Below are 22,664 nucleotides of genomic sequence, written 5' to 3'. Positions count from 1 at the left end.
TGTGCCGGCGGAGACAGGCGGGTCAGGTGTGCGGCTCAGATCATCCGCCGCAGGGCGGTCTCCACGGCGTCGATGAGCGCATCACCTTCGGTACCGGGGTGGCGGGCAAGGCCGAGTTCGACGTCCGGCAGAGCAGGCAACGCGGCGGCGTCGTGGCAGGCCATGGCCGGCTCGAGGTTGGCGGGCAGGAGCGCCGCGACTCCGAGCCCGGCCCGTAGCGCGGCGAGCACTCCGGCGAGACTGTTGCTTTCGAACGCCACCCGCCAGCGGCGCCCTGTGCCTTCCATCGCCTCCAGCACCGACGTCCGCCAGGCGCACGTGTTCGAGAACAGCACCACCGGCAGCGGATCGGCGTCGGTGGCGACACCCTGCCCGACCGCCCAGACCAGCGGCAGGCGCACTGTCCAGCGCGGCGGCCAGGGAAGATCCGGGACCTCGTCGAGCACGAGTTGGACACGGCCCGTGTCGCAGGCCTCCCGCGTCGCCGCGTTGGAAAGGCTGAGCACCTCCAGCGTCGCGTCGGGGTGCAGCCGTGCGAGGTCGGCGAGTGCCTGATGAAGGCGGGAAGCGGCGAGATCTTCGAGGAGTCCCACCCCGCAATGCCCGGTGAGCGCACGTCCTGTTTCGGTGAGTGCCTGTGCCGACAGCGCGAGAATGCGCTCGGCGTAGGGCAGTAGTTCCTCGCCCACCCGGGTCGGCGAGACGCCGGACGGCGCCCGGTGCAGCAGCGGACTGCCGACGGCCCTCTCGAGCTTGCGCAACTGCTGGCTGAGCGCGGGCTGGGTGCGGCCGAGCGCCGCCGCCGCACGGCTGATGCTGCCCGCTCGCACGGCGGTGACGAACGACCGCAGCAGTGCGGTCTCGAGATCACGTGCCATAAGCATTCATTATGCCTGGTCCAATAGATTGACGACTTCCTATGGCATTCCTAGTGATTTACCGTCAAAACGGTGATCAAGTTTCGACAGGTGCTCGCGGTGCCGGGGATGACGCCACTGCTGGGCATTTCGCTGCTCGCCCGTACCGCGATCACCGCGGACGCGATGGTGTTGACGATGTACGTCGTCGTCGCCCTCGACATGAGTTACGCGGCGGCGGGAGCCGTGGTGGCGGCGCTCACCGCCGGTGTCGCGCTGGGCGGGCCGCTGCTGGGCCGGATGATCGACCGGCGGGGCCTGCGTACCGTGCTGCTGGCCACGGTTGTGCCGCAGCTCGTGTTCTGGCTGTCCGTTCCTGCGCTGCCGTACGTGATCTTGCTGGGCGCCTCCTTCGCCGCCGGTCTGCTGATGGTGCCGGTCCAATCGGTCACCAGGCAGGCGATCGCCGCGATGACGACGGCGGGGCAGCGGCGGGCGGCGTTCGCGCTGGATTCGGTGGCGGGCGAGCTGTCGTACATGGTGGGGCCGGCGGTGGTGATCCTGTGTGCGGCGAAGGTGTCCCCCGGCGTGGTGGCATGGGGAGTGGGCGCCGCGATCGTCGCCGGCGGGGCGGGGATCGCCCTGCTCGACCCGCCGCTGCGGGCCGAGGACGAGGCGGACGGCGAGGCAGCGGGCCGGCCCCGGCGCCGGGAGTGGCTGGGCGCGCGCATGGTCGCTGTCCTGGCGATGGGGTTCGGCGTCGCGATGCTGCTCAGCGGCGTCGACCTGGCCGTCGTCGCCACTCTTCAAGAAGCCGGCCAGGTCTCCTGGGCGGCCGTGGTCGTCGCCGTGTTCGGGGTGATGTCCGTCGTGGGCGGTCTGGTGTACGGAGCGCTGCCCCGGCCGATGCCCACCTGGCTGCTGCTCGGCCTGCTCGGGCTGGTGACGATTCCGGCCGGACTCGCCCATGACTGGCCTTGGCTGTGTGTGGCCGTCATCGGTGCCGGGCTGCTCACCGCACCGACCCTTTCCACGGTCTCCGACGCGGTGAGCCGGCTGACGCCGGCCGGTGTGCGCGGTGAGGCGACCGGCCTGCAGTCCTCGGCGGCGAGCGCGGGGTTCGCGCTCGGCTCCCCGGTCGTGGGAATGGCGATCGACGTGTCCACGCCGGCGGGCGGCTTCGCGGCGGCCGGCCTGGCCGGCCTGCTCGCCGCACTGACGGGATACCTGCTCTCGCGCCGGTCACCCGCCGCCGTGCCGTCCCCGATCGCCTGAGTGGACAGGCCGTGCCCATCCACCAGGCGATGCATCACCGATTGAGGGTTCACCATGATGAGAGCGGAGAGTTGCGGGGAAAAGTTTACACTGAATGTTCAACGATACCGTTTAAGGCATGGATATCAAGGACACAGCCCGTCCGCTCGACGGGGCGGGCGTCTCGGCGTTCCTCCGGTCGCTGCCCGCCAGGCCCCTGCTGCTCGGCCTGGGCGAGGCCAGGCACTTCGTGGGAGAGCTGGGCGAGTTGCGCAACGAGATCTTCCGTCATCTGGTCGAGCACGAGGGCTACCGGTCGTTCGCCATCGAGAGCGACTGTCTCATGGGCCTCGTGGTGGACGACTACATCACGACGGGCGCGGGCACGCTCGATGACGTCATGGAACGCGGCTTCAGCCACGGCTTCGGCGCCTCACCGGCCAACCGTGAGCTCGTGGGCTGGATGCGGGCGTACAACGAGGAGCATGACGAAAAGCTCCGGTTCTTCGGCTTCGACGGCCCTCTGGAGTATTGGGCGGCGAGCCCGCGCCAGGCGCTCACCGCCCTCTACGCCCTCCTCGACGGCCCCCTCCCCCACACTGTGGTGACCAGGGAAACCCTCGACACGCTGCTGGGCCCGGACGACCGGTGGGCGGACGAGGCCACGGCCATGGATCCGTCCCGGTCGATCGGCCAGTCCGCCGACGCCCAGCGGCTGCGGGTGATCGCCGACGACCTGGTGGCGCTGTTGGACACGCAGGCGCCGCAGCTGAGCGCGGAGGACAGGGAGCGGGCGGCACTGTACGGGCGCACCGCCACCGGCCTGCTCCGCTACCACCACTGGATGGCCGACGCGTCCCCGGCGCGGTGGACCCGGCTGTCGGCCCTGCGGGACGCGATGATGGCCGCCAACCTGCGTGCCGTCGCCGAGCACGGCCCGGCCTTGGTCTTCGCCAGCAACCTCCACCTGCAGCGGAACAAGACCTTGATGGCGTTCGGCGACCAGCGGCTGGAGTGGTGGAGCGCGGGGGCGATCACCGCGACCCACCTGGGCGACCGGTACGCCTTCCTGGCCTCGGCCTTCGGCACGGCCGACGACGACACCCCTCCCCCGGACACCGTCGAGGGCATCCTGTCCACGCTCCCGTGGGAGCACTCTCTCATCGACGCCCGCCGCCTGGCCGGGGCCGTCACGGAGCCCGCCCCGCGCGTCTCCCACGATTTCGCCTATTTCCCGCTGGACCCGGCCCAGCTCGACATGATCGACGGCGTCGTCTTCCTCAAGCAGGCTGTCAGGCTGGGCTGACGCACACGCGCGTCAGCAACGCCGAGCCCCCTCCGCATCTCACGCCGAGGGGGCTCCTCGCTTTCAAGGCACTCGGGGTCACCAGCGAGAGCATCGCGTCCTCACCCGCCTCCTCCAGGCGGGCGGCCATCTGCCGCCCTCGTTCAAGGTGTCGCCTCAGCGGAGGTCGGCGAGGTCGACGGCGTGAGCCGTCGCGCGATAGCCGATGTCGTTGAGGTGCAGGTGGTCACCCGAGTCGTAGGCGGGGTTGAGCTGGTCCCCGTCGGATGGTGCGGCCAGGGTGCGGTCGAGATCGACCACCGCGTCGTACTCGCCCGAGGTGCGGATCCAGGTGTTGACCTCATCCCGCTTGGTCTCGCTGCGCTCGCTGTAATACCGCGATCCCTTCATCGGCGGCAGGGTGGCGCCGATGACCCGCAGCCCCTTGGCGCGGGCCTGCCGGATCAGGTCGCGGTGCCCGGCGATGATCTGCTGGGCGGAGACGTCGGTGGGTGGCGCGCCGATCGGGGAGGGGGCCTCGCTCATGCCGATGTCGTTGATGCCCTCCAGAATGATGACCGTGCCCACGCCGGGCTGGCCGAGGACGTCGCGCCGGAAGCGGGAGGTGCCCTTGTCGCCGAGCCAGACGGAGTCGACCGTCACCCGATTTCCGCTGATGCCCTGGTTGAGTACGGCGCGAGGCCGACCGGTGGCGGCCAGGCGCTCGGCCAGTTCGTCGGGGTAGCGGTTGTCGGAGTCCGCGCTGGAGCCGTAGCCGTCGGTGAGGGAATCGCCGAAGGCGACCACGCCCTGGCGTCGCGCGCCGCCGATGACATCGACTCCGCTCAGGTAGTACCAGGACTGGGAGGTCTCGGTGAACGCCGTGCCGCCGATGTCTGCCCGGTGGTCGCCGGCGGACCGGTAGCTGGTCGCCGTGGCCTGAGCGTGATAGGTCGCCGGACCGGTCGGTTCAGCGAGGTAGAGCGTGACCGTGACCGAGTCCAGGGCGTCCAGCGGCAGCGGTACCGCATCGCTGGTGATCTCGGCGCCGGCCGGTACGGTGAAGGTCCGCGCCCGGTTGACGGTGAGATGCCGGAGCGACCCGCGCCGGACGGCGGCGCCACCCGCGGTGCGGGCGACGGTGGCCCCGGCAACCTTCAACGGGGCGGTGCCGTAGATGTTGGACAGGCGGATCCGGGCCGCCACGCCACCGGCACTGACCCGGACCACCTGGCGGATCGTCTGACGGGCGAAGCCCTGCTCCGACCAGTTCGGGGTGTAGTTCACGCCCGGTCGCTGCGGTGAGGCGGCCCAGGTCGCGCCCCAACCGCCGGGTGCGCCGGCGGCAGAGGCCGCCATGGACGCCACTGACGACACGGACGACGCGGACGCCGCCCCGGAGGCGGCCGCCACCGCGGTGAGCACGAGGGCCAAGGCGGACGCCAGTCGCCGGGGTTGGACATGCATGGGTGTCTCCTAACTGTTGCCCGCGCGCGGAGTACGTGCGCGGCCGTTCAGGATGGATGGGGGGCTCACCGCCACGGGTCATCTCCACGAGGAGGCATCGCGGATCGCGGCGTGGTCTCGGGGAGGCGGCGAGGCCGCCGTCATTCAGCGGTGCCGGGCTTCCTGAGCCGGTCGCCGACGGTGACGAGCAGGACGATGAGGAGGAACGCGACGAACGCGGTGATGGTCCGCAAGAAGTGGAACGCCTCCCACCGTTGCAGGATCGTCGCGTGATCGGCTGGGGCCGAGGTGACGGCCCACTGCTTGATCTGGCCGTTGATGGGAACGTTGCCGAACCGGGTGACCAGGAACGAGGTCACGGCCAGGACGGCCGCGCCCGCGGCCAGGAGCCGTGGGACGGCGTGTGTCATGACGGCGAGCACGAGTGAACTGGCTATCGCCATGGCCATCAACGTCTGCATGACGACACCGTTCACCTGCATCAGCGCCGTGTGGAACGTCAGGCGCACATCGAGGGGCACGATCCGGAACGCGTAGGCGACGTTCACGGCCCCATAGCCGAATGCGCCGGAGAGCAGGCCCGTGGACAGCAGCGCGAACGCTTTGACGGGTCGGACGAGCACGTTGAGATCTCCTGTGAGAGCGAAGAGGACAGGCGCGCCCGGTGGCCGGGGCGGCGAAAGTCGGGCGGTGCTCGCGGGCCACGACGACGTGGCTTCCGCGGAGGGGTCATCCGGGTTTCCTCATGGAGAGATCGTCGTCGTGACGGGCACCCGCGGTCGTCGTTCGTGGGGAGTGCATCCGGCTACCACGCCGGGAGTAGGTACCGGGTTCCCGCCTGGCATGGAAGAGGGAGGTCCGGACCGGCCCTGCTGTGCGTGGATGAGGTATGAGACCCGGTGAAGTCCGATACCGCCTGACCAGGGCGCTGTCGCGTCCGCCCGAGAAGGTCTTGAACACCTCCGTCGGCAAGACGGCGCGGCGGGCCGTCTCGGGGTGACCGGAGACGCTGTGCACGGGCAGGAGGCGGTGGTCGTAGCCGATGATGAGGGCCTGCCCGGCACCGGGCGTCCGGTCTACAGGCTCAAGCCCGACTCCAGGTGCGCCAGTGCCTTGTCGATCTCGGCCGGACCGTCCAGGCCGGAATTCTGTGCCCACTGCGCCCAGACCATGGCCACCACGCCGAAGGCGGCGCCGACTGCGTTCCGGATCCGTGGGTCGTCCCCGGCGCATCCGGCCCTGTCCGCCAGGATGGCGCAGACCTCGCTGATCAGGCCCGGACTTCTACGCAGGTTGGCGACCAGCAGCTCGGGCACGGTAGCCGCGAACACTTCCCGCGCGTGCCCTGCGGCGATCTCCTCGGCGGACAGGGCGGCGAATGCCGCACGGAACGCGCCGCGTAGCACGGTGACCGGGGCACCTGGCGGCTGGGAGGCCAGTGCCTCGATGAGAGGCGGGAAGCGGTCGAGTGTGACCAGGTCCTCCTTCATCGGGAAGTAGCGGAAGAAGGTGGCCGGGGAGACCTCGGCCGCTTCGGCTATCTGCTCGACGGTGGTGGCGTTGTAGCCACGCTCGTGGAAGAGCCTGAACGCTTCGCGCAGGATCGTTTCCCTGGTCCTGGCCTTTTTGCGCTCGCGTAGTCCGATCTCAGCCACGTAGGAATCCTACTGCACACACAAATGATGGTTTACTCTCATAAAAGAGTCGACTCTCACATTCGTGGGATCGGGGAATCGGAGGTGCCCGTCATGGGCCATGACATCAACGGCCTGCACCACGTCGGCCACATCGTGCAGGACATGGACCAGGCGATGGAGCGGTACCGGCGGCTCGGCTTCACCGTGGCCGCCCCCGCCTATCCCGTCATGTCAACCACACCGGGAGGCCCTGTGGAGCCGTTCGGAGTGGCCAACGCCCACGTGCACTTCCCGCGCGGTTTCGTCGAACTGGTGGCCGTCATCGGTGACACCGGCCGCATGCCCGGCGACGCGCGCCCGATCCCGTTGCAGGTACCCGACGACAAGGTGCCGGGGTTGAGGGCCGCCATCCGCGCCACCGCAGCCAACATCACGTCCTTTCTGCAGCGCTTCCAGGGCGTGCACATCATGATCGCCGACACGCCCGACATCGACCGCGTGGCCGCGCGGCTGACGGCCGATGGCGTCAGCCACGGTGGCGTGCACGACATCCAGCGGCCCGTCGAGACCGCCACGGGGACCAGGATGGAGCCCGCTCGCTACCTGGAGGTCTCCGATCCCGATCTGTCACCAGGACGCGTGCCGGAAGGCAGGATCGGGTTCGCCGAGAGCACACCGGTCGAGGCGCCCCAGGACCAGCGGCACACCGACCATCCCAACGGCGCGACCGGGCTGATCGAATGCGTGCTGTGCGTGGCCGACACGGCGCTGCCCGAGTTGGAGCGCCGCTACGGAAGCTACTTCGGCCGGGCGCGACATGGTCGGGTAACGCGTTTCGACCGGGCGAACGTCACCGTCGTGGCCGCATCGGCGCTCGCCGACCTGCTGCCCGGTGAGCATCCGGCGGTCCTGCCCGCGTTTGTCGCGTACGCGGTAGCCGTACGCGACCTCTCCGCCACTGAGAAGCTCCTGCGCAGCAACGGCATCCCGGTCACCCGGACCGGCCCCGAGGAGATGTCCGTGCCCACCAGCGCCGCGCTGGGTGTCGCGATCATCTTCCGCCAGGACGGCTGAGGCCACCGACTCACGCTGTGGACCCTCGTCCGAAGACCCTCGCCAGGTACGGGGCGGGCAGCACGGCTCCGCTTCCGGTTCACCTGTCGGAGCCGCGTCGGACGGCGACGACGGTGGCAGTGACCCGGTCGTTGGAGGCGGAGGTGGCCGGATCCGCGGCCCTGTCCCTGGGCGGCTACGCCATCACCGCCTCCGCGCCCGCCCAGAGCCTTCGGCCGCTCGGCGAAGTCCCCGGCTTGCCCATTACCGCCAGTTGAGCCGGCAGGGAGCGCGGCGATGCCCGGAAGGAACTCTGACGGAAGCTGTCGCACCGTCGCCCACCGGCGACTCCTACCCGGGTTCCTCAGGGAGAGCCGGCCGTCACGTCGTTGACCGGGCTACGGGCGCTTTGCCCGGTCAGGACCCGTACTGCCTCTTCTGCGGCGATATGTCGCACTGCTGTGACGGCCTGCTCGGAGTAGTAGGCGGCGTGGGGGGTGACGATCACGTTGGGCAGCGTGAACAGGGGGTTGCGGGGGCGCCAGTCGCGCTGTTTGGCGGGCTCCTCCTCAAGGTCGTCCAGTGCCGCGCCGGCGATCCATCCCTCGGTGAGTGCCTGGTGGATCGCCGCATCCTCCACGATCGGGCCGCGAGCGGTGTTGACGAGGATGGCGGTCGGCTTCATCCTGCGGAGCGTCGTACGGTCGAAGGTGTGATGTGTCCCGGGGGTGAGCGGCGCCTGGATCACGAGGTAGTCGGCGCCTTCCACGAGTTGGTCGAAGGACACCGGCCGCACCTGGCGCGACCGGATCTCGGACTCGTCGAGGAACGGGTCGTGCGCCCAGACCTCGACGCCGAACGCCCTGGCACGTTCGGCGACGAGCTGTGCGATGGCGCCGAAGGAGAACAGCCCGAAGACCCGTCCCCGCAGCCGCCAGATCGGCTCCCCGCTCTGCCACCGCCATACGCCCTGCCGGGTCGCCTGGTCGTATGCGCAGATCTTGCGGGCGGCGGCAAGCCAGAGCGCGACGGCGTGGTCGGCGACCTCCTCGGCGCACCAGTCGTTCGGCGCGTTCGTGACCTGGATGCCCCGCCGGGTCGCGGCGTCGACGTCGACGATGTCCACGCCCGTGCCGTAGCGAGCGATCACCCGGCAACGGGTGAACGCGTCGATGGCGCGGGACCCGACCCGGGCGTACTGGGTCAGCACGCCATCGACGTCCCGGCCCTTTTCGATCACCTCGTCCTCGCTCTTGCACTGTGCGGCGAGGAGCTCGAATCCGGCGCCCTCGACGATCGCACGTTCGATGTCCACGTCGCCGAAGTCGGAGTCGGCAATCATGATGGTGCCTCTGGCGTCAGTGCGAGTCACGGGGAATCCCCTTGGTGTGTACGAGATCCTGGTAGGCCAGGGCGAGCTCCAAGCAGCCTCCGCTGTCCAGCTGCCCGACCGTGGCGCGATAGATCTCCTGCCACGGTGTCTGGTTGTCCAATACCGGCGGTGTGTAGTGGGCCCACCGCGCGGCGATCTCCTCATCCGGCAGCAGGACGTCGACGCGCGCGTTGTCCAGGTCGACACGGATGCGGTCGCCGGTGCGCAGGATGGCGAGATTGCCGCCGGCCGCGGCCTCCGGGCTGGCGTTGAGGATGGACGGTGCGTCCGAGGTGCCGCTCTGGCGGCCGTCACCGAGCGTGGGCAACGTGGTGACGCCCCGCCGGAGCAGCTCGGCGGGGATCTCCATGTTCACGACCTCGGCCGATCCCGGATAGCCGATCGGCCCGGTGTAGCGGATGACGAGGATGCAGTCCTCGTCTATGCCCAGTTCGGGATCTTGGATACGGGCGTGGTAGTCCTCGGGCCCGTCGAAGACGACGGCGCGATAGTCGGACACCGCGCGGAGGTCGTCGGTGAGGACCGAGGTCTTCATGACCGCGGAGCCGAACAGGTTGCCCGTCATGATGAGAAGTCCGCCGCGCGCGGCGAAAGGCTCGTCGAAGGGACGGATGACCGTCGGGTCGCCGGGCGGGGCGTCGGCCAGGTCCTCGGCCACGGTACGGCCGGAGACGGTCACGGCGTCGCCGTGCAGGCGCCCCGCAGCCAGCAACGACCGCATGACGGCGGGCACTCCGCCGGCGCGGTAGAAGTCCTCGCCGAGGAACTCACCGGCGGGGGCGACGTTCGCCAGCACCGGGATGTCGGCTCCGACGCGTTGCCAGTCCTGGATGGACAGTGGCACCCCGACGTGTCGCGCGATGGCGTTGATGTGGATGGGCACGTTGGTGGAGGCGGCGATGGCCGAGGCGACCACGATCGCGTTCTCGAAGGCCCGCAAGGTCATGATCTTGCGCGGGGTGAGGTCCTCGCGTACGAGATCCACCGCTCGACGGCCTGTGTCGTAGGCCATCTGCGCTCGCCGGCGGTAGGGGGCCGGGATCGCCGCACAGTCCGGCAGGGACATGCCCAGGGCCTCGGCCAGGCTGTTCATCGACAGCGCGGTGCCCATCGTGTTGCAGTGACCGATGCTGGGCGCGGAAGCGGCCACGCGCGCCATGAATTCGTCGTAGTCGATCTCCCCGGTGGCGAGCAGCCGCTTGGACTGCCAGATCACCAGCCCTGAGCCCGACGCGGCCATCCGCCGGCCCTTGTGATAGCCGTTGAGCATCGGCCCTCCGGACAGGACGATCGCCGGGATGTTCACCGTGGCCGCTGCGGCCAGGCACGCGGGCGTGGTCTTGTCACAGCCTGTCGTCAGAACGACTCCGTCGAGGGGATATCCGTAGAGCACCTCGACCAGCCCGAGGTAGGCGAGGTTGCGATCCAGCGCGGCAGTCGGGCGTTTACCGGTCTCCTGCAGCGGATGGACGGGAAACTCGAGCGGTATGCCACCGCCGTCGCGGATCCCGTCCCTGACCCGGTCGGCCAGGGCGAGGTGGTGGCGGTTGCAGGGAACGAGGTCGCTACCCGTCTGGGCGATGCCGATGATCGGCCGGCCGGACTGGAGTTCGGCCGGGGTCAGCCCGAAGTTGAGAAAGCGTTCGAGATACAGAGCCGTCATCTCCGGATTGCCCGCGTTGTCCCACCAGGCCTGGCTGCGCAGGCCGCCCGTGGCGCGCTCCGTCGACGACATCAGCTGCCCCTCACCGGAGTAGGCCCGTCTGATCCGGCCGGGTATTCGACAAGCGGCACCAGGTCCCTGGACCAGGCCGACATGACCGGGGCGAGGACCCGCCAGGCCTCCTCGGCCTCGTCGCCGCGGATGGACAGGGCGGCGTTCCCGTGCAGTACGTCCAGCAGCAGCTGGCCGTAGGCAGGCAGCTCGGGGGGCGCCGGCTGCGCGGCGAGGGTGAGCGGGGCGAGGTTGTGGGCACCGGTGCCGATGCCGGTCAGCGCCAGGGTCATGCTCTCCGGCTCCAGCCCGAAGCGCAGCACGTTGGGCACGGCTTCCTCGTTGAAGCCGAAGGGCAGGTGCGGTACGGGCCGGAAGCGTACTGCGACCTCTTTGCGGTCATGGCCGAGCGCCTTGCCGGTGCGGAGCCGGAAGGTCGTGCCGGACCAGCGCCAGCTTTCGAGTTCCAGCTCCACCTCGGCGAAGGTCTCGGTACGGCGCCGCGGGTCCACGCTCTCCTCCTCGGCATAGGCGGGAACGTCACGATCTCCGATGCGGCCTGCCAGATAGCGGGCACGGCGGGTGCGGCGTACGACGTCGTCGTCGGTGAGCGGGCGTACCGAGCGCAGCACGTCGATCTTCCGGTCACGCAGGTCGCGCTCGCCGAGGCTGAGCGGTGGCTCCATGGCCACCAGGCACAGCACCTGGAGCAGGTGGTTCTGCACCATGTCCTTGAGCGCCCCGACGCCGTCGTAGTAGCCGGCCCTGCCCTCCAGGGCAAGTGTCTCGTTCCAGACGATCTCCACCTCGGCGATGTGCGCGCTGTTCCAGATGGGCTCCAGGACCCGGTTGGCCAGCCTGCTGCCGAGCACGTTCTGAACGGTCGTCATGGCCAGGAAGTGGTCGACGCGGAACACCGCCTGCTCGGGCACGACCCCCGTCAGCAGCCGGTTCAGCTCCACCGCGCTGTCGAGGTCTTCGCCGAACGGCTTCTCCAGCACGATCCGGCTGCCCGGCGGCAGGTCCGCGGCGCCGAGGGCGGCGACTGTGCCGGGGAAGATCCCCGGCGGGAGGGCGAGGTAGACGGCGACGGGCCCGTCACCGGCGACGAGCGAGGCGATGTCAGCGGCGTCGGTGGCGTCCGCCTGCCGGTACCGGGCGGAGTCGGCGATCGCCTTCCTGACCTCGCCGGGCTCCGTCGCGGCGTGCCGGTCGAGCTGGGCGGACGCCCAGCGGCGGAACTCCTCGACGGCCCAGTTCTGCCGGTCGGCACACGTCAGCTCGAACCGGTCGGCGAGGTCTCCGGCCGTGCGCAGGGCGGCCAGGGCCGGCAGCAGATAGCGGGCGTTGAGGTCGCCGGTGGCACCGAGGATGATGAGCCGGTTGATCATGCCGTGGTACCTGCTTTCGCTCGTGCAAGGTTGACGCCGCTGGCGATGATCCCGATGTGGCTGAACGCCTGCGGGAAGTTGCCCATGAACGCCCCCGTGGACGGGTCGATCTGCTCGGGCATCAGCCCGACCGGGTTGGCGCGGGCGCACAGCGACGTGTACAGCTCCTCGGCCCGGTCCTGGTGGCCCTGCAGGATCAGGTTGTCGACCAGCCAGAAGCTGCACAGCACGAAGGCGCCCTCGTCGCCGGGCAGGCCGTCGGGCGAGTGCTCGTGCAGGTAGCGGTAGAGCAGGCCGTCACCGGCCGACAGGCGTCCGGCGATGGCCGCGGTGGTGGCGGCCATGCGCGGATGGTCGGCCGGTACGACCTTGCGCAGCGGCAGCGCGAGCAGGCTGGCGTCCAGGCCGCCGCCGCCGTCGAGGTGTTCGCTCAGGCACTGCTCGTCCTCGTTCCAGGCCTGGTCCAGGATGAGCCGGCGGAGCTTCTCGGCGGTGGCGCGCCAGGTGGCGATCGGCCCGGACAGGCCGAGCCGCTCGCCGATGGCCGCGGCCCGGTCCAGGGCCACCTGGCACATCCCGGTCGAGTAGGTGAAGACCCGGCCTTCGCTGCGTACCTCCCAGATGCCCTGATCCGGCTGCCGCCACGTGTGCGCGGCGGCCTCGGCCAGCTCCGCCAGACCGGACCACAGCGCGGGCTGGGGGTCGCGGCCGGGGAGCAGCCACTGGTCGGCGCAGTCCAGCACCTCGCCGTAGACGTCGTGCTGGCGCTGGTCGGCGGCGCCGTTGCCCCATCGCACCGGCGCCGAACGCCGGTAGCCCTCCAGGTCGGCGTCGTGGACCTCTTCCGGTACGGGGCGGCCGTCAAGGGTGTACATGATGCGTGGATGGCGGCTCTGCTCGAAGGCGTCGAGGACCCAGCCGAGGAAGGCGTCGGCCTCCTCCTCGAAGCCGACGCGGCGCAGCGCGAACACGGCGTAGGCGGCGTCGCGGATCCAGGTGTAGCGGTAGTCCCAGTTGCGCACCCCGCCGATGGGTGCGGGCAAGGAGGACGTGGGCGCCGCGACCAGTGAGCCGTTGCCCCAGTCGTCGCACAGCTTCAGCGTGATCACCGAGCGTCGGACCAGCGCTTCCTGCGGGCCGCGGTAGCTGCACTTGCGCATCCAGTGCCGCCAGGCCTCGGCGGTCTGCCGCAGCATCGCCTCGGGGTCGAACCGGTGATGGCGGTGGACGCGGCCCCAGGACAGCACCAGATCGAGGCGGTCGCCCTCCTGAAGGTCGTGCGCGGTGCGCAGGCCGGTCAACGGACGGTTGGAACGCAGATGCAGCCGCAGGTCGGGCCGCCGAGAGACGCGCACCTCCAGACCGTCGTACAGGGTCCGCGCCTGCCCGCCGCCACGCGGCTCCAGCTCCGCCCGCAGCCGCACGGTCCCGGCCCGCACGACCGCCGACCGGACCAGCTCGCCCCGGCCGCCGCCCGCGTCGTCGCTGAGGTCGGCGCCCGCACGCAGGGCCAGCGCGTCGGTGATCCGGACCAGGCCGGTCGGGCCGCGCAGCTCGGTCACCAGCACCGCGGTGTCCGGTTCGTAGAACTGCCGGGCCTCGCGCAGGTCGTCCACGGTCAACGTGAAGTGGCCGCCGCGCTCATGGTCCAGCAGGCCGCACAGCAGCGGGTCGCTGTCGAAGCGGGGCAGGCACAGCCACGGGATCGAACCGTCGACGCCGACCAGCGCCGCCGTCGTGCCGTCGCCGATGAGGCCCAGGTCCTCCAGCGCCAGATAGCCCTCCTGGCGGCGCACCGGGCGGAAGGGTGGATCGAGATCGAGCATGCCTGGCCTTCTCCTCCGTGCCGACGCGCACCGTCGGAGAGGGGGGCGCTCCTGTCAGGCGGACGTCGCCGCTGTCCGTTACCGAACGATGATCAGCTTCCGTCACGAGAAGGTGATCAGCACTTTCACCATGTCGTCGAGCTTCTTGTCCGAGACCTCGAAGGCCCGCTCCATCTCGTCAAAGCGGAACGTGTGGGTGGTCATGTGCGTGGGGTCGAGCCGCTTGCTCTCCAGGACGCGCAGCAGCCGTTCCATGCGCAGCCTGCCGCCCGGGCACAGGCCGGTCGTGATCGTCTTGTCGGCCATCCCGACGCCCCACTCGATACGGGGAATGCGCACGAACTCGCCTTCTCCGTAATAGCCGGTGTTGGACACCGTCCCGCCCGGTTTAGTGATCTTTATGGCGGTCTGGAAGGTGAGGTCCGCGCCGAGGGCTTCGATGGCGGTGTCCACGCCCTGCCCCTGGGTCAGGTCGAGGATGCGCTCGACGACGTCCTCGGTGGTGAAGTCGACGATCTCGTCGGCGCCGTAGTCGCGAGCGAGCTTCTGCCGGCTGGGCACCGATTCGACGCCGATGACCAGGCCGGCGCCGCGCAGCTTGGCGCCCGCGGTGGCCATGAGGCCCACCGGGCCCTGGGCGAGCACGGCGACCGTCCCGCCGATGGGGATGTTGCCGTTCTCCGCGCCCATGAACCCGGTCGAGAGCATGTCGGCGCAGTAGACAGCCATCTCGTCGGGGACGCCGTCGGGGATCTTCGCCAGGTTGGCGTCGGCCTCGTTCACGTGGAAATACTCGGCAAAGACCCCATCCTTGGAATTGGCGAACTTGAACCCTCCGAGCGGTCCGCCGGACTGTGACGGATGGCCGTTTTGAGAGGCGAGATCGCCCCAGTCGGGGGTGATGGCGCCCACCAGGACCCGGTCGCCCGGCCGGAAGGCCGTCACCTCGCCGCCCACCTCGTGCACCACGCCGACGCCCTCGTGGCCGAGTGTCAAGTTCTCCCGCGGCCCGATGCCGCCATTGACGGTGTGGGAGTCCGACGTGCAGATCAGGGCGGTGGTCGTCCGTACGACGGCATCCAGCGGACCTGGTCGCGGGACGGGTTTGTCCATCAAGCCGACCTGTCCGATCTCCTTCATCACGAACGCTCGCATCGTGCCCCCCGAATGGTCCCCCGTGTCCGGCTTCGCCGGGAACGCCCCCAAATATGCCCAGGTCTACCCTGTCGATCTCGGCGTTTAACCTGGGCCCTTTCCCTGTGGACTGTCGCGGATCGGGCCCGCAGCCGGGTCCGCGGCGGTCCCGCGGCGGCGACTTGGCACGCCGTAGCGGCCTTCAAGCGCACCTGGAGGCCGCTACTACGTCCGTGACGCTCCAGGCCGCCCGACTCGCGCTGCCCGGCCACCTCGGACGTCCCCGGCGGCACCCTCGGTGGGCTGAGGCAGCGCCACGGAGGTGGCCCGTCCCAAGGACGCCTCCCGGAGAAGCGGCCAACTTGGGCAAATGGCGCTTTTTCTCCTTTGTGTGCCATGCCGTCCGGATCGAGAGATCGTCATATGGCGCGTTCCCGCACAGCCGCAGCGTTGCGGACGAGGACGTGTCCCCCGAGAGGTCAGCCGCCCGGACCAGCCGGGCTCGGAGCCCGGCTGGACCCGGCGCGCAGTTCCGCCGCCACCGCCCGCTCCCGCAGCTGGGCGGCCTCGGCGCGCAGCGTCTCCAGCTGCTCACGCAGGTCGGAGAGTCTCATCTGCTCCATGGCCAGCTGCATCCGCGCCTCGTCCCGCTCGGCCTGCGCCTCGCTCGCCTTCACCGCGGCGAGATCTTGCGCTTCGGAGATCTTCCTGGCCGTGCGCCTGTCCGCCTCGGCCAGCCGCCGCGCCGTACGCCTGTCGGCTTCGGCGGCCTGTTTCTCCGCCCGGACCGCCTGGGCCCGGGCCTCGGCCGCCTCGGCCACCGCCTCACCGCGCGCCCGAGTCTCGGCGTCGGCCCGGGCCATCGCCCGGTCCCGTTCGGCCTCGGCCGCCTGGGCCCGGGCGGCCGAGGCCGCGGCGGCCCGTTCGGCCTCGGCCCGCGCCTCCTCGGCGGCGCCGGCCGCCCTCTGGGCCTGGTCCCGCTCCGCGCGTGCCTGCTCGGCCTGCCGCCGCTCCCCCGCGGCCTGCGCCCGGGCCTGCTCCGCTCCCGCCTCGGCCGCCTCCACCCGCTCGGCCATCTCCCGCACCGCCGCGTCCCTGGCCATCTCGGCCCGCTCGGCCCTCCGCCTGGCCTCATGCTCGGCGTTCCTGGCCAGGCGCTCCGTGGCGGCCGCTTCGTGCAAGGCGGCCAGCGCCTGTTCCCTGGCGGTCTCGGCGTCGGCCAGCGCGGTGTCCCGTTCGGCGTTGGCCTCCTCCACCTGCCGTGCCATCGCGTCACGCTCCCGGCGCGCGTGTCCGGTGGCCTCGCGCGCCAGCCGTACCTGCTCGAACGCCTGCTCCCGCTCGGTGCGGGCGATGGCGATGCGGGTGTGGGCCTCGGCCTGCACGGCGCTCACCTTCGCCTCGACCCCGGCAGGGCTCAGCTCCTCGGCCAGCACCTGCGCCAGCGGCGCGATCGCCGCCGCCATCCCTCGCTCCATGCGCTCGTAGAACTCCTCGGCCCGGACCAGCGCCCCCTCCAGCCCCGGCGTCGCGCGCTTGATCTCCCGCTCCCGCTTGGCCGCCGCCTGGCAGTTCCCCTGCGGGCAGTACGCCCGCGGGCGCCCCCGCCCCGGACGCTGCTCGATCGGCGCCCCACAGTGCTTACACGGCGTCACCGCGCCCCGCTCTTCCACACCCCGCCAGGGTAGCATTTCCGATTTTCCAGAAATTTAAATTCAATAATTGAGATCCGTTGTGTCGAGGCTGTTTGCACGGACTTCCCTGGACTGACGTTCCCACAGTTCACGGCTTTGGGCAGGGCACTGCGGCCGTCGGTGCCCGGTCTCGGTCCGACACGACCTCCAAGAGGATGCCCGAGCGGTCTTCAGGGCGGTGATGCGCCCGGTCAGGTTGGTCTCCAGAGCGGATGGGATGCGTCAGTTCGCCGACCCGGGGTTTCGTCATTTTCTGTCAGCGAAAATCGTCACCGGGATGTCAGGGGCGGCCATGCGCTGATCGACTGGTCCGACCTCAGGTCGATGATTCCAGTACGCGGTCGCTGGGCAACCCGACGGGACGAACTCGGCCTCAAGGGCGCAGAGCGGACTACGGATAGCCCTGGAGCATCTGACCCGGATATGGCCAGAGGCCGATCGCCGCCACCTGCGATCACTCTGGGCCGTCACCAGGTTCAGCTCAGCCTCCTGAGGCTCACCGGTGAACGTTGACTGGGCATGGTGCAGCGTCTCTGCGCCGACTATGCGTCACCAGGATGCGGCCCTTCGACTCTCCTGCCCCTGGCCGCCAGCGCCTGAGCATGGGTGGGGTCATGTCCGCGTGATGGACGCGAGGAGCGCCAGCTTGTCGGCACTGTCGGTGCCGGGGTCCGGGTGGAGGACGACTAGCGTCTGCCCTGTCGCGCCGCTGACGCCCAGTCTCTCCCGGTTCAGCCACAGGCCACCGACCTGGGGGTGGTCGATGTGTTTGGGTGTGCCTTCGCATGTGTTCACGTCGTGGCGGGCCCAGAGCCTGCTGAAGCGAGGGCTGGCGAGGGAGAGCTCGCCGACCAGTCCGATGAATCGGGGGTCGTCCGTGTCGGTGCCGACGGACTCGCGGAAGCCGGCGACCATGCCCTGCGCGGCGTCCTCCCAGTCCGGGTAGAGGGCCTGCTCGGCGGGGTCGAGGAACACGTCCCGCAGGCGGTTGCCTCCCGCCGCGAGTCGCGGCGACAGAGCGGTTGCCAGCGTGTTGGCGGCGAGGACGTCGAAGTAGCGGCCCTCCACGTACGCGGGGAGCGGAAGCGTGATGACGAGCTTGGCGACGCCTGGAGGGACGGTCTCCTTCCGGGGCCGCCGCCGTCGCCGCTGGGATTTTCCCGCCCCGAGGCGTAGCAGGTAAGCCGTTGCGCCGTCGTCGAGCTGCAGCACGCGGGCGAGGGACTCGAGGACCTGCGCGGAGGGGTTGCGGTCGCGGCCCTGCTCCAGGCGCAGGTAGTAGTCGGCGCTGATGCCGGCGAGCATCGCGACCTCCTCCCGGCGCAGGCCCGACACGCGCCGTACGCCCACGGAGAGGATGCCGGCCTGTTCAGGAGTGACGAGCTCCCGGCGGGCGCGTACGTAATCGCCCAGGAGGTTGAATTCGTCGCTCACGTCCCCACTGTAATTCGCGCACCTTCATGCGTGCCTGGTCCTGTCACCCCCAGGATCGCGGGGGCTCTGGCTCCGTCAGCGGGTGAGCGGAAACCTCGCTTCCGGGACGAACAGCGGCGAAATCGGCCGGTGGCCCCTTCCACGAGCGAGGAGCTACACCATGTCAACATATTTGCTGGTACACGGGGCCTGGCACAGCGGGCAATGCTGGGAGCGGGTGGTCCCGTTGCTGGCATCGACCGGGCATCGGGTGGTCGCGCCGTCGCTGACCGGCCACGGCGACAAGGCGCATCTGCTCGGCCCCGAGGTAGGGCTGGACACGCACGTCGACGACATCGTCAGGCTGATCACCGAGGAGGGCCTCACCGACGTGATCCTGGTGGGCCACAGCTACGCCGGGCTGGTCATCTCGTCGGCCGCCAACCGAATCCCGGATCGGATCGCCCATCTGGTCTATCTCGACGCGATGGTCCCGGAGGATGGCGAGAGCGCGGTGGATGTGCATCCCGTGACCCAGGCCCTCATCGACCGCGCCGCGGAGTCCGAGATCGGCTGGCGGATCCCGCCGATGCCTGAGTTGCCGCCGCCCCTGGGCCTGTTCGGGGTCACCGACCCGACGGACGTGGCGTGGCTGCGGGCGATGTTGTCGGATCAGTCGGTGCTCTGCTTCCGGCAACCGGTCCGGCTGGACAACCCGGTCGTGCGCACGATTCCGCGGACGCACATTCACTGCGTCGCCGACGTACCGGAGGGCATCAAGCGGCGGCCCGTCCCAGCGATACAGCCCAACGGCAGCCCGGCACAGGTATGGGAACTGGAGACGGGCCACGACTGCATGATCACCATGTCGGCCGAGCTCACCGAACTGCTGCTCAAGCTCGGCTGACCCGCCCACCCGAGCGCGCGGCCCGCTTCCGGTGGCCCTGCGGCTCGGTAGCGGGCCACCGAAGTGACAGTTTGGTCGAAGGTCGGTTTTGCCTGCCTGTTGGGAGAGACGGGCGAAGAAGTTTTGAGACAGAGGTGCTCGGGTGACTCGCTGCTGTAGGGGCAGTCCGGGTCGGCCACATCGTGGGCGAAGAACCACAGGTATCGAGGGCTGGGCCGATCTTGGCGTGCATGCGCCCTGCGCAGACGGGGCAGGTCAGCTGAGCTCGGGGCCGGACGCGGTGGATGTCGCTCCAGTTCAGTCCCCGGCCGCCGAGGTCATCGTGGGTGGCGGAGAATACCCCGCACCCCACGCCGACACATCGCGGGCCCCGTAGGAGACCACGTTGCGACCAGCCCCTCAAAGACGACCCGAGCGGCCAGACAGGCATACCAGGAGGATTCGCCATAGATGGGGTGTCGGTAAGACTCGTGTCGAGCGAGATCTCCGCAATGGTGCCGCGGCTCAGTCGTCCGCCGACAGCCCGAAACGGCGCAACCGCTCCGCCTCCTCTCCCTGGCCCTGCCTTTCCAGCAGCTCGACCAACCGCTCGGCGGCGTTCCACTGGCCGGCGTCGACACGGGCGCGCAGAACCTCGATGGCTTCATCCGCCTGGCCCTCCCAGACCAGATACTCGACCAGCCGCAAGGCGGCAAGCTCGTCGCCGGCGTCGGCGCGTGCACATACCTCCTCCGTCTGGCCCTGCCTGAGCAGCAGATCGACCAGCCGCTCGTCGACGGCCTCGTCGCCGGCGTCGGCCTGGGCGCGCAGGATCTCGATGGCTTCTCCCACGCGGCCCTGTCCGAGAAGCAGGTCGATCAGCCGCATGGCGGCAAACCAGTGGCCGGCTTCAGCGCGGGCGCGCAACTCCTCCACGCGGCCGTGCCAGGCCAGCAGTTGGACCAGCCGCTTGGCGGCGCTCTCATCGCCGGTGTCGGCGCGGGCGCGTACTTCCTCCTCCACCTGATCCTGCACGATCAGCAGCTCGGCCAGCCGCTTGGCGGCGTATCCGTTGTCACTTCGGGCGCGCAGGATCTCGATGGCCTCCTCCATCCGGCCCATTCTTTCCAGCAGATTGGCCAGCCCAATGTCGGTGTACCCGGCAGCCTCAGCGCGGGCACGCAGAACCTCGATAGCCTCTTCCGCTTGGCCCTGGTGTTCCAGCAGCTCGGCCAGCCGCTTGGCGGCGTATCCGTTGCCAGCAATGTGGGGGCGTAGGAACTCGACGGCCTCCTCCATCCGACCGAACCCGACCAGGTCTTCGGTCAGAAAGACGAAGGCGGTCTTGTTGCCGGCGTCGATGCCGGCGCGCAACTCCTCTTCACTTGTCCGTCCCTTCGCCAGGTTGGCCAGCCGCTTGGCGGCGGTCTCATCGCCGGCATCGGCACGGGCACGCACCTCCCCCATCCGCTCCTGCCAGACCAGCAGCGCGACCAGCCAGCCCGAGGCGATCTCGTCGCCGGCGTCGGTCGCATGCCGGAGCAGGGGTTCGGCATACCGGTACAGCAGCCGACTCTGCGCGGCTGCGCCGGTGCGGCCCTGGTCGCCGGGGTCGGTCAGATGATCGGACAGGGCCTGCCAGGTGCTGGCCGGCACCTTGAGCATGCGGCGCAGCCCTCCGGCGTGCTGCCGCAGGTAGTCGGCGACCAGATACCCGTCTGCGCGGCCCATGGTGCCCGGGGCTGCCACGGGGGCCAGGGCGGCGGCCGCGCCGTTGAGCTCCTGCGTGGCATAGGCCAGGGCGGCCTCGAACCAGTTGGGCGGCGCGCCGGCGCGCTGGCGAGCATCGCAGTAGCCGGGCGCGGCGTCCCGCAGCAGGTCGGCAGTCAGCGGGGAGCGCACGCCCACTCGGGTAGCGTCGACGGCGGCGTTCAGCACCGCGGCGGCGTAGGGGTCGGCGCCGCGCCAGCGGTCGACCAGCTGCGGGGCGGCGGCGATGACCTGGGTGAGACCGTAGTCGGTCGATTTCAGTGCCAGTGCGATCCGCCGGTCGCCTGCTCGGGCGGCGGTTTGGGCGCGTTCACGCTCGGCGGCGCTGAACCGGGCCTCCAGGTGCACCACATCGGCCAGCCCCAGCAGTTCCCGCTCGGCGGCGTGCGGGTCGGGCTGTCCAGACTTGGGCAATTCGGTATAGGCGGCGTACCGGTCGGGCCAGAGCGTGGCCACCAGCACCGCCCCGGCACCCAGCAGGGTACGGACGGTGCCGGCGTTCAGCCCGGCCGGGCCGCCCAGGTAGCGCTGCAGCTCGTCCAGCCACACCACCAACCGCGCCGGAGCTGTCGCCGCGGCCTGGCGGACGTGCTCGGCATCGGACGGGTGCAGCAGCCACCACTGCGGCACCACCTCACGGACCGCCTCATAGGCGCAGCGGGTCTTGCCGACCGAAGAAGAGCCGACCAGGACCACCAGCCCGCCTCGCTCGGCGGCCCGGCCGACCAGAGCGCACATCCCGCGCGGACCGGCGTCGACGTCCCGCTCGACGTAGACCGGCAGGTCGTCGGTCGCGCCGGGGGTGTCGATCGCGGCGTGCACTCCCAACCTGCGCGGATCGGACCGCTCCACCCGTACCACGCCGGCCAGCTCCGGCGGCACCTCGCTCAGCGCGCGTTCCCGCGCCGCCCGCCAGGCGGCCCGCTGCTCACGCGGCACGTCGCAGGCTCGCAGGAACAGCTCGAACGTCTCCACCGTTGATCGGCCGGTACTGAGCAGACCGTTGAGCGTGCTCTTCGGCAGCCGGTCGCCCGGCCCGACCGCCCTGTCCAGGGCCTCGTAGGAGCGCCACGCCCGCAGCACCTGCAGCGCTGCGACCAGTTCGGCCAGGGTGTGCACGGCCGCCGGATCCACCTGGCCTCCGCCAGGCGCGCCGCCGGGTGGCTGCGGAGACTGTGCGGGCATCGTCGCGGCTCCGTTCTCCCATCGCGTCCCCGGTCCTCCGGGGACGCGCGCTCATCCGGCATCCCCGGCATCCCCGGCCTCGTCGGTCTCGGCGGTCTCGGCGGTCTCGGCGGTGTTCGGCCAGGCGCTCGAACGCCGCCGAACCCCCGCGCGATCCGCCACCGGCCGGGCCGCCCTTACCGCTGATCAGCATGCCCGCACCCGGATCAGAGCGCAGCGGATTGTTCGGATTGGTGCGCATCTGCGGCCGAACCCCGCACCCGCACGCTGCCATGGCTCCAGCAGTACGCGACGCCGGCCGGCCCGCGCCCATCCCCTCGCCCCGACCTTCCCGCCGGCCGCTGACGTACGGCCATATCCCGGCCGGTGACCGCACTGAGTGCGGCCTCGACACCACCGACCCGGCCGAACTCTGGCAGCCCATCCCCGCGGATATCACCGTCCCGACCTGCCCGCCCTGCAAAGGCGACGAGGAGCTGACCCTGCTGTGACTCACCCCGACCCCGCCGTCGCCTGGCTGGAGCAGCAGGCTGCCCGGCACGCCGAGACCCTCGCTGACCCGGCCCTGGCCATGCAGGTGCCGAACGCGCCCGCCTATCTCCGCTACGAGCAGACGGCGGAGACGACCCGATGATCCGCCGCCTCCGTGCCCTCTGGGACGACCTCCGCGAACTCGGCGACCCGTTCGCCATTGACTTCGACGAC

The 22,664-nt window shown here is 70.4% G+C and carries 18 protein-coding genes; 6 read left to right on the top strand and 12 right to left on the bottom strand.

The genetic code is table 11. The features are described 5' to 3' along the window. Positions 1-35: 35 nt before the first annotated feature. Positions 36-878 (bottom strand): LysR family transcriptional regulator, encoded by an 843-nt coding sequence (locus tag ACWDS7_RS12530; protein WP_451929354.1) that lies wholly within the window; start codon positions 876-878, stop codon positions 36-38. Positions 879-950: 72 nt separating this feature from the next. On the opposite strand from ACWDS7_RS12530, the gene ACWDS7_RS12525 reads away from it, so the two are divergent. Together ACWDS7_RS12525 and ACWDS7_RS12520 are read left to right on the top strand one after the other, a co-directional pair. Further along, positions 951-2,132: an MFS transporter gene (locus ACWDS7_RS12525; protein WP_451929353.1), complete on the top strand. Its 1,182-nt coding sequence runs from the start codon at positions 951-953 to the stop codon at positions 2,130-2,132. Positions 2,133-2,250: 118 nt separating this feature from the next. Beyond that, positions 2,251-3,417: an erythromycin esterase family protein gene (locus ACWDS7_RS12520; RefSeq protein WP_451929352.1), complete on the top strand. Its 1,167-nt coding sequence runs from the start codon at positions 2,251-2,253 to the stop codon at positions 3,415-3,417. Positions 3,418-3,573: 156 nt separating this feature from the next. Here ACWDS7_RS12520 and ACWDS7_RS12515 read toward each other — a convergent pair whose 3' ends face one another. From ACWDS7_RS12515 to ACWDS7_RS12505, 3 genes are all read right to left on the bottom strand, one after another. Further along, entirely contained in the window at positions 3,574-4,683 is a 1,110-nt protein-coding gene (locus tag ACWDS7_RS12515; protein ID WP_451929351.1) for an SGNH/GDSL hydrolase family protein, read from the bottom strand. A 320-nt stretch (positions 4,684-5,003) separates the two neighbouring features. Next, entirely contained in the window at positions 5,004-5,486 is a 483-nt protein-coding gene (locus ACWDS7_RS12510) for an anthrone oxygenase family protein (RefSeq protein ID WP_451929350.1), read from the bottom strand. A 453-nt stretch (positions 5,487-5,939) separates the two neighbouring features. Continuing rightward, complete coding sequence (locus ACWDS7_RS12505) at positions 5,940-6,518, bottom strand: TetR family transcriptional regulator (protein WP_451929349.1); 579 nt, start codon at positions 6,516-6,518, stop codon at positions 5,940-5,942. 93 nt (positions 6,519-6,611) lie between these two features. On the opposite strand from ACWDS7_RS12505, the gene ACWDS7_RS12500 reads away from it, so the two are divergent. After that, a complete protein-coding gene (locus ACWDS7_RS12500; protein WP_451929348.1) occupies positions 6,612-7,574 on the top strand; it encodes a VOC family protein in 963 nt (320 codons plus the stop codon). A 343-nt stretch (positions 7,575-7,917) separates the two neighbouring features. Here the strand turns inward: ACWDS7_RS12500 and ACWDS7_RS12495 are convergent, their stop codons facing one another. From ACWDS7_RS12495 to ACWDS7_RS12465, 7 genes are all read right to left on the bottom strand, one after another. Further along, complete coding sequence (locus ACWDS7_RS12495; RefSeq protein WP_451929347.1) at positions 7,918-8,925, bottom strand: C-terminal binding protein; 1,008 nt, start codon at positions 8,923-8,925, stop codon at positions 7,918-7,920. Continuing rightward, positions 8,912-10,681 carry an IlvD/Edd family dehydratase gene (locus ACWDS7_RS12490; RefSeq protein WP_451929346.1) on the bottom strand — a complete coding sequence of 590 codons (1,770 nt, stop codon included), beginning with the start codon at positions 10,679-10,681 and terminating at the stop codon, positions 8,912-8,914. The genes ACWDS7_RS12495 and ACWDS7_RS12490 overlap by 14 nt, the downstream gene beginning before the upstream one ends. Further along, positions 10,681-12,051, bottom strand: a complete 1,371-nt coding sequence (locus ACWDS7_RS12485) for a glucose-6-phosphate dehydrogenase (protein WP_451929345.1) — start codon at positions 12,049-12,051, stop codon at positions 10,681-10,683. Before ACWDS7_RS12485 ends, ACWDS7_RS12490 begins: the two co-directional genes overlap by 1 nt. Beyond that, positions 12,048-13,877: a glycoside hydrolase family 15 protein gene (locus tag ACWDS7_RS12480; RefSeq protein ID WP_451929344.1), complete on the bottom strand. Its 1,830-nt coding sequence runs from the start codon at positions 13,875-13,877 to the stop codon at positions 12,048-12,050. Before ACWDS7_RS12480 ends, ACWDS7_RS12485 begins: the two co-directional genes overlap by 4 nt. A gap of 102 nt (positions 13,878-13,979) precedes the next feature. Beyond that, positions 13,980-15,032 (bottom strand): NAD(P)-dependent alcohol dehydrogenase, encoded by a 1,053-nt coding sequence (locus ACWDS7_RS12475; RefSeq protein ID WP_306871638.1) that lies wholly within the window; start codon positions 15,030-15,032, stop codon positions 13,980-13,982. A gap of 458 nt (positions 15,033-15,490) precedes the next feature. Continuing rightward, entirely contained in the window at positions 15,491-16,684 is a 1,194-nt protein-coding gene (locus ACWDS7_RS12470) for a hypothetical protein (RefSeq protein ID WP_451929343.1), read from the bottom strand. 633 nt (positions 16,685-17,317) lie between these two features. Next, positions 17,318-18,139 carry a helix-turn-helix domain-containing protein gene (locus tag ACWDS7_RS12465; RefSeq protein ID WP_451929342.1) on the bottom strand — a complete coding sequence of 274 codons (822 nt, stop codon included), beginning with the start codon at positions 18,137-18,139 and terminating at the stop codon, positions 17,318-17,320. Between the two features lie 160 nt (positions 18,140-18,299). Here ACWDS7_RS12465 and ACWDS7_RS12460 point away from each other — a divergent pair, with 160 nt between their 5' ends. Beyond that, a complete protein-coding gene (locus ACWDS7_RS12460; protein ID WP_451929341.1) occupies positions 18,300-19,025 on the top strand; it encodes an alpha/beta fold hydrolase in 726 nt (241 codons plus the stop codon). A 504-nt stretch (positions 19,026-19,529) separates the two neighbouring features. On the opposite strand, the gene ACWDS7_RS12455 is transcribed toward ACWDS7_RS12460, so the two are convergent. Beyond that, entirely contained in the window at positions 19,530-21,959 is a 2,430-nt protein-coding gene (locus ACWDS7_RS12455) for a tetratricopeptide repeat protein (RefSeq protein ID WP_451929340.1), read from the bottom strand. Between the two features lie 272 nt (positions 21,960-22,231). On the opposite strand from ACWDS7_RS12455, the gene ACWDS7_RS12450 reads away from it, so the two are divergent. Together ACWDS7_RS12450 and ACWDS7_RS12445 are read left to right on the top strand one after the other, a co-directional pair. Beyond that, complete coding sequence (locus ACWDS7_RS12450) at positions 22,232-22,450, top strand: hypothetical protein (protein WP_451929339.1); 219 nt, start codon at positions 22,232-22,234, stop codon at positions 22,448-22,450. Next, positions 22,447-22,593: a hypothetical protein gene (locus ACWDS7_RS12445; RefSeq protein ID WP_451929338.1), complete on the top strand. Its 147-nt coding sequence runs from the start codon at positions 22,447-22,449 to the stop codon at positions 22,591-22,593. Before ACWDS7_RS12450 ends, ACWDS7_RS12445 begins: the two co-directional genes overlap by 4 nt. Positions 22,594-22,664: the final 71 nt, after the last annotated feature.

This window comes from Streptosporangium sp. NPDC003464, assembly GCF_053588315.1.
This window is presented reverse-complemented; position numbering and strand designations above follow the sequence as displayed.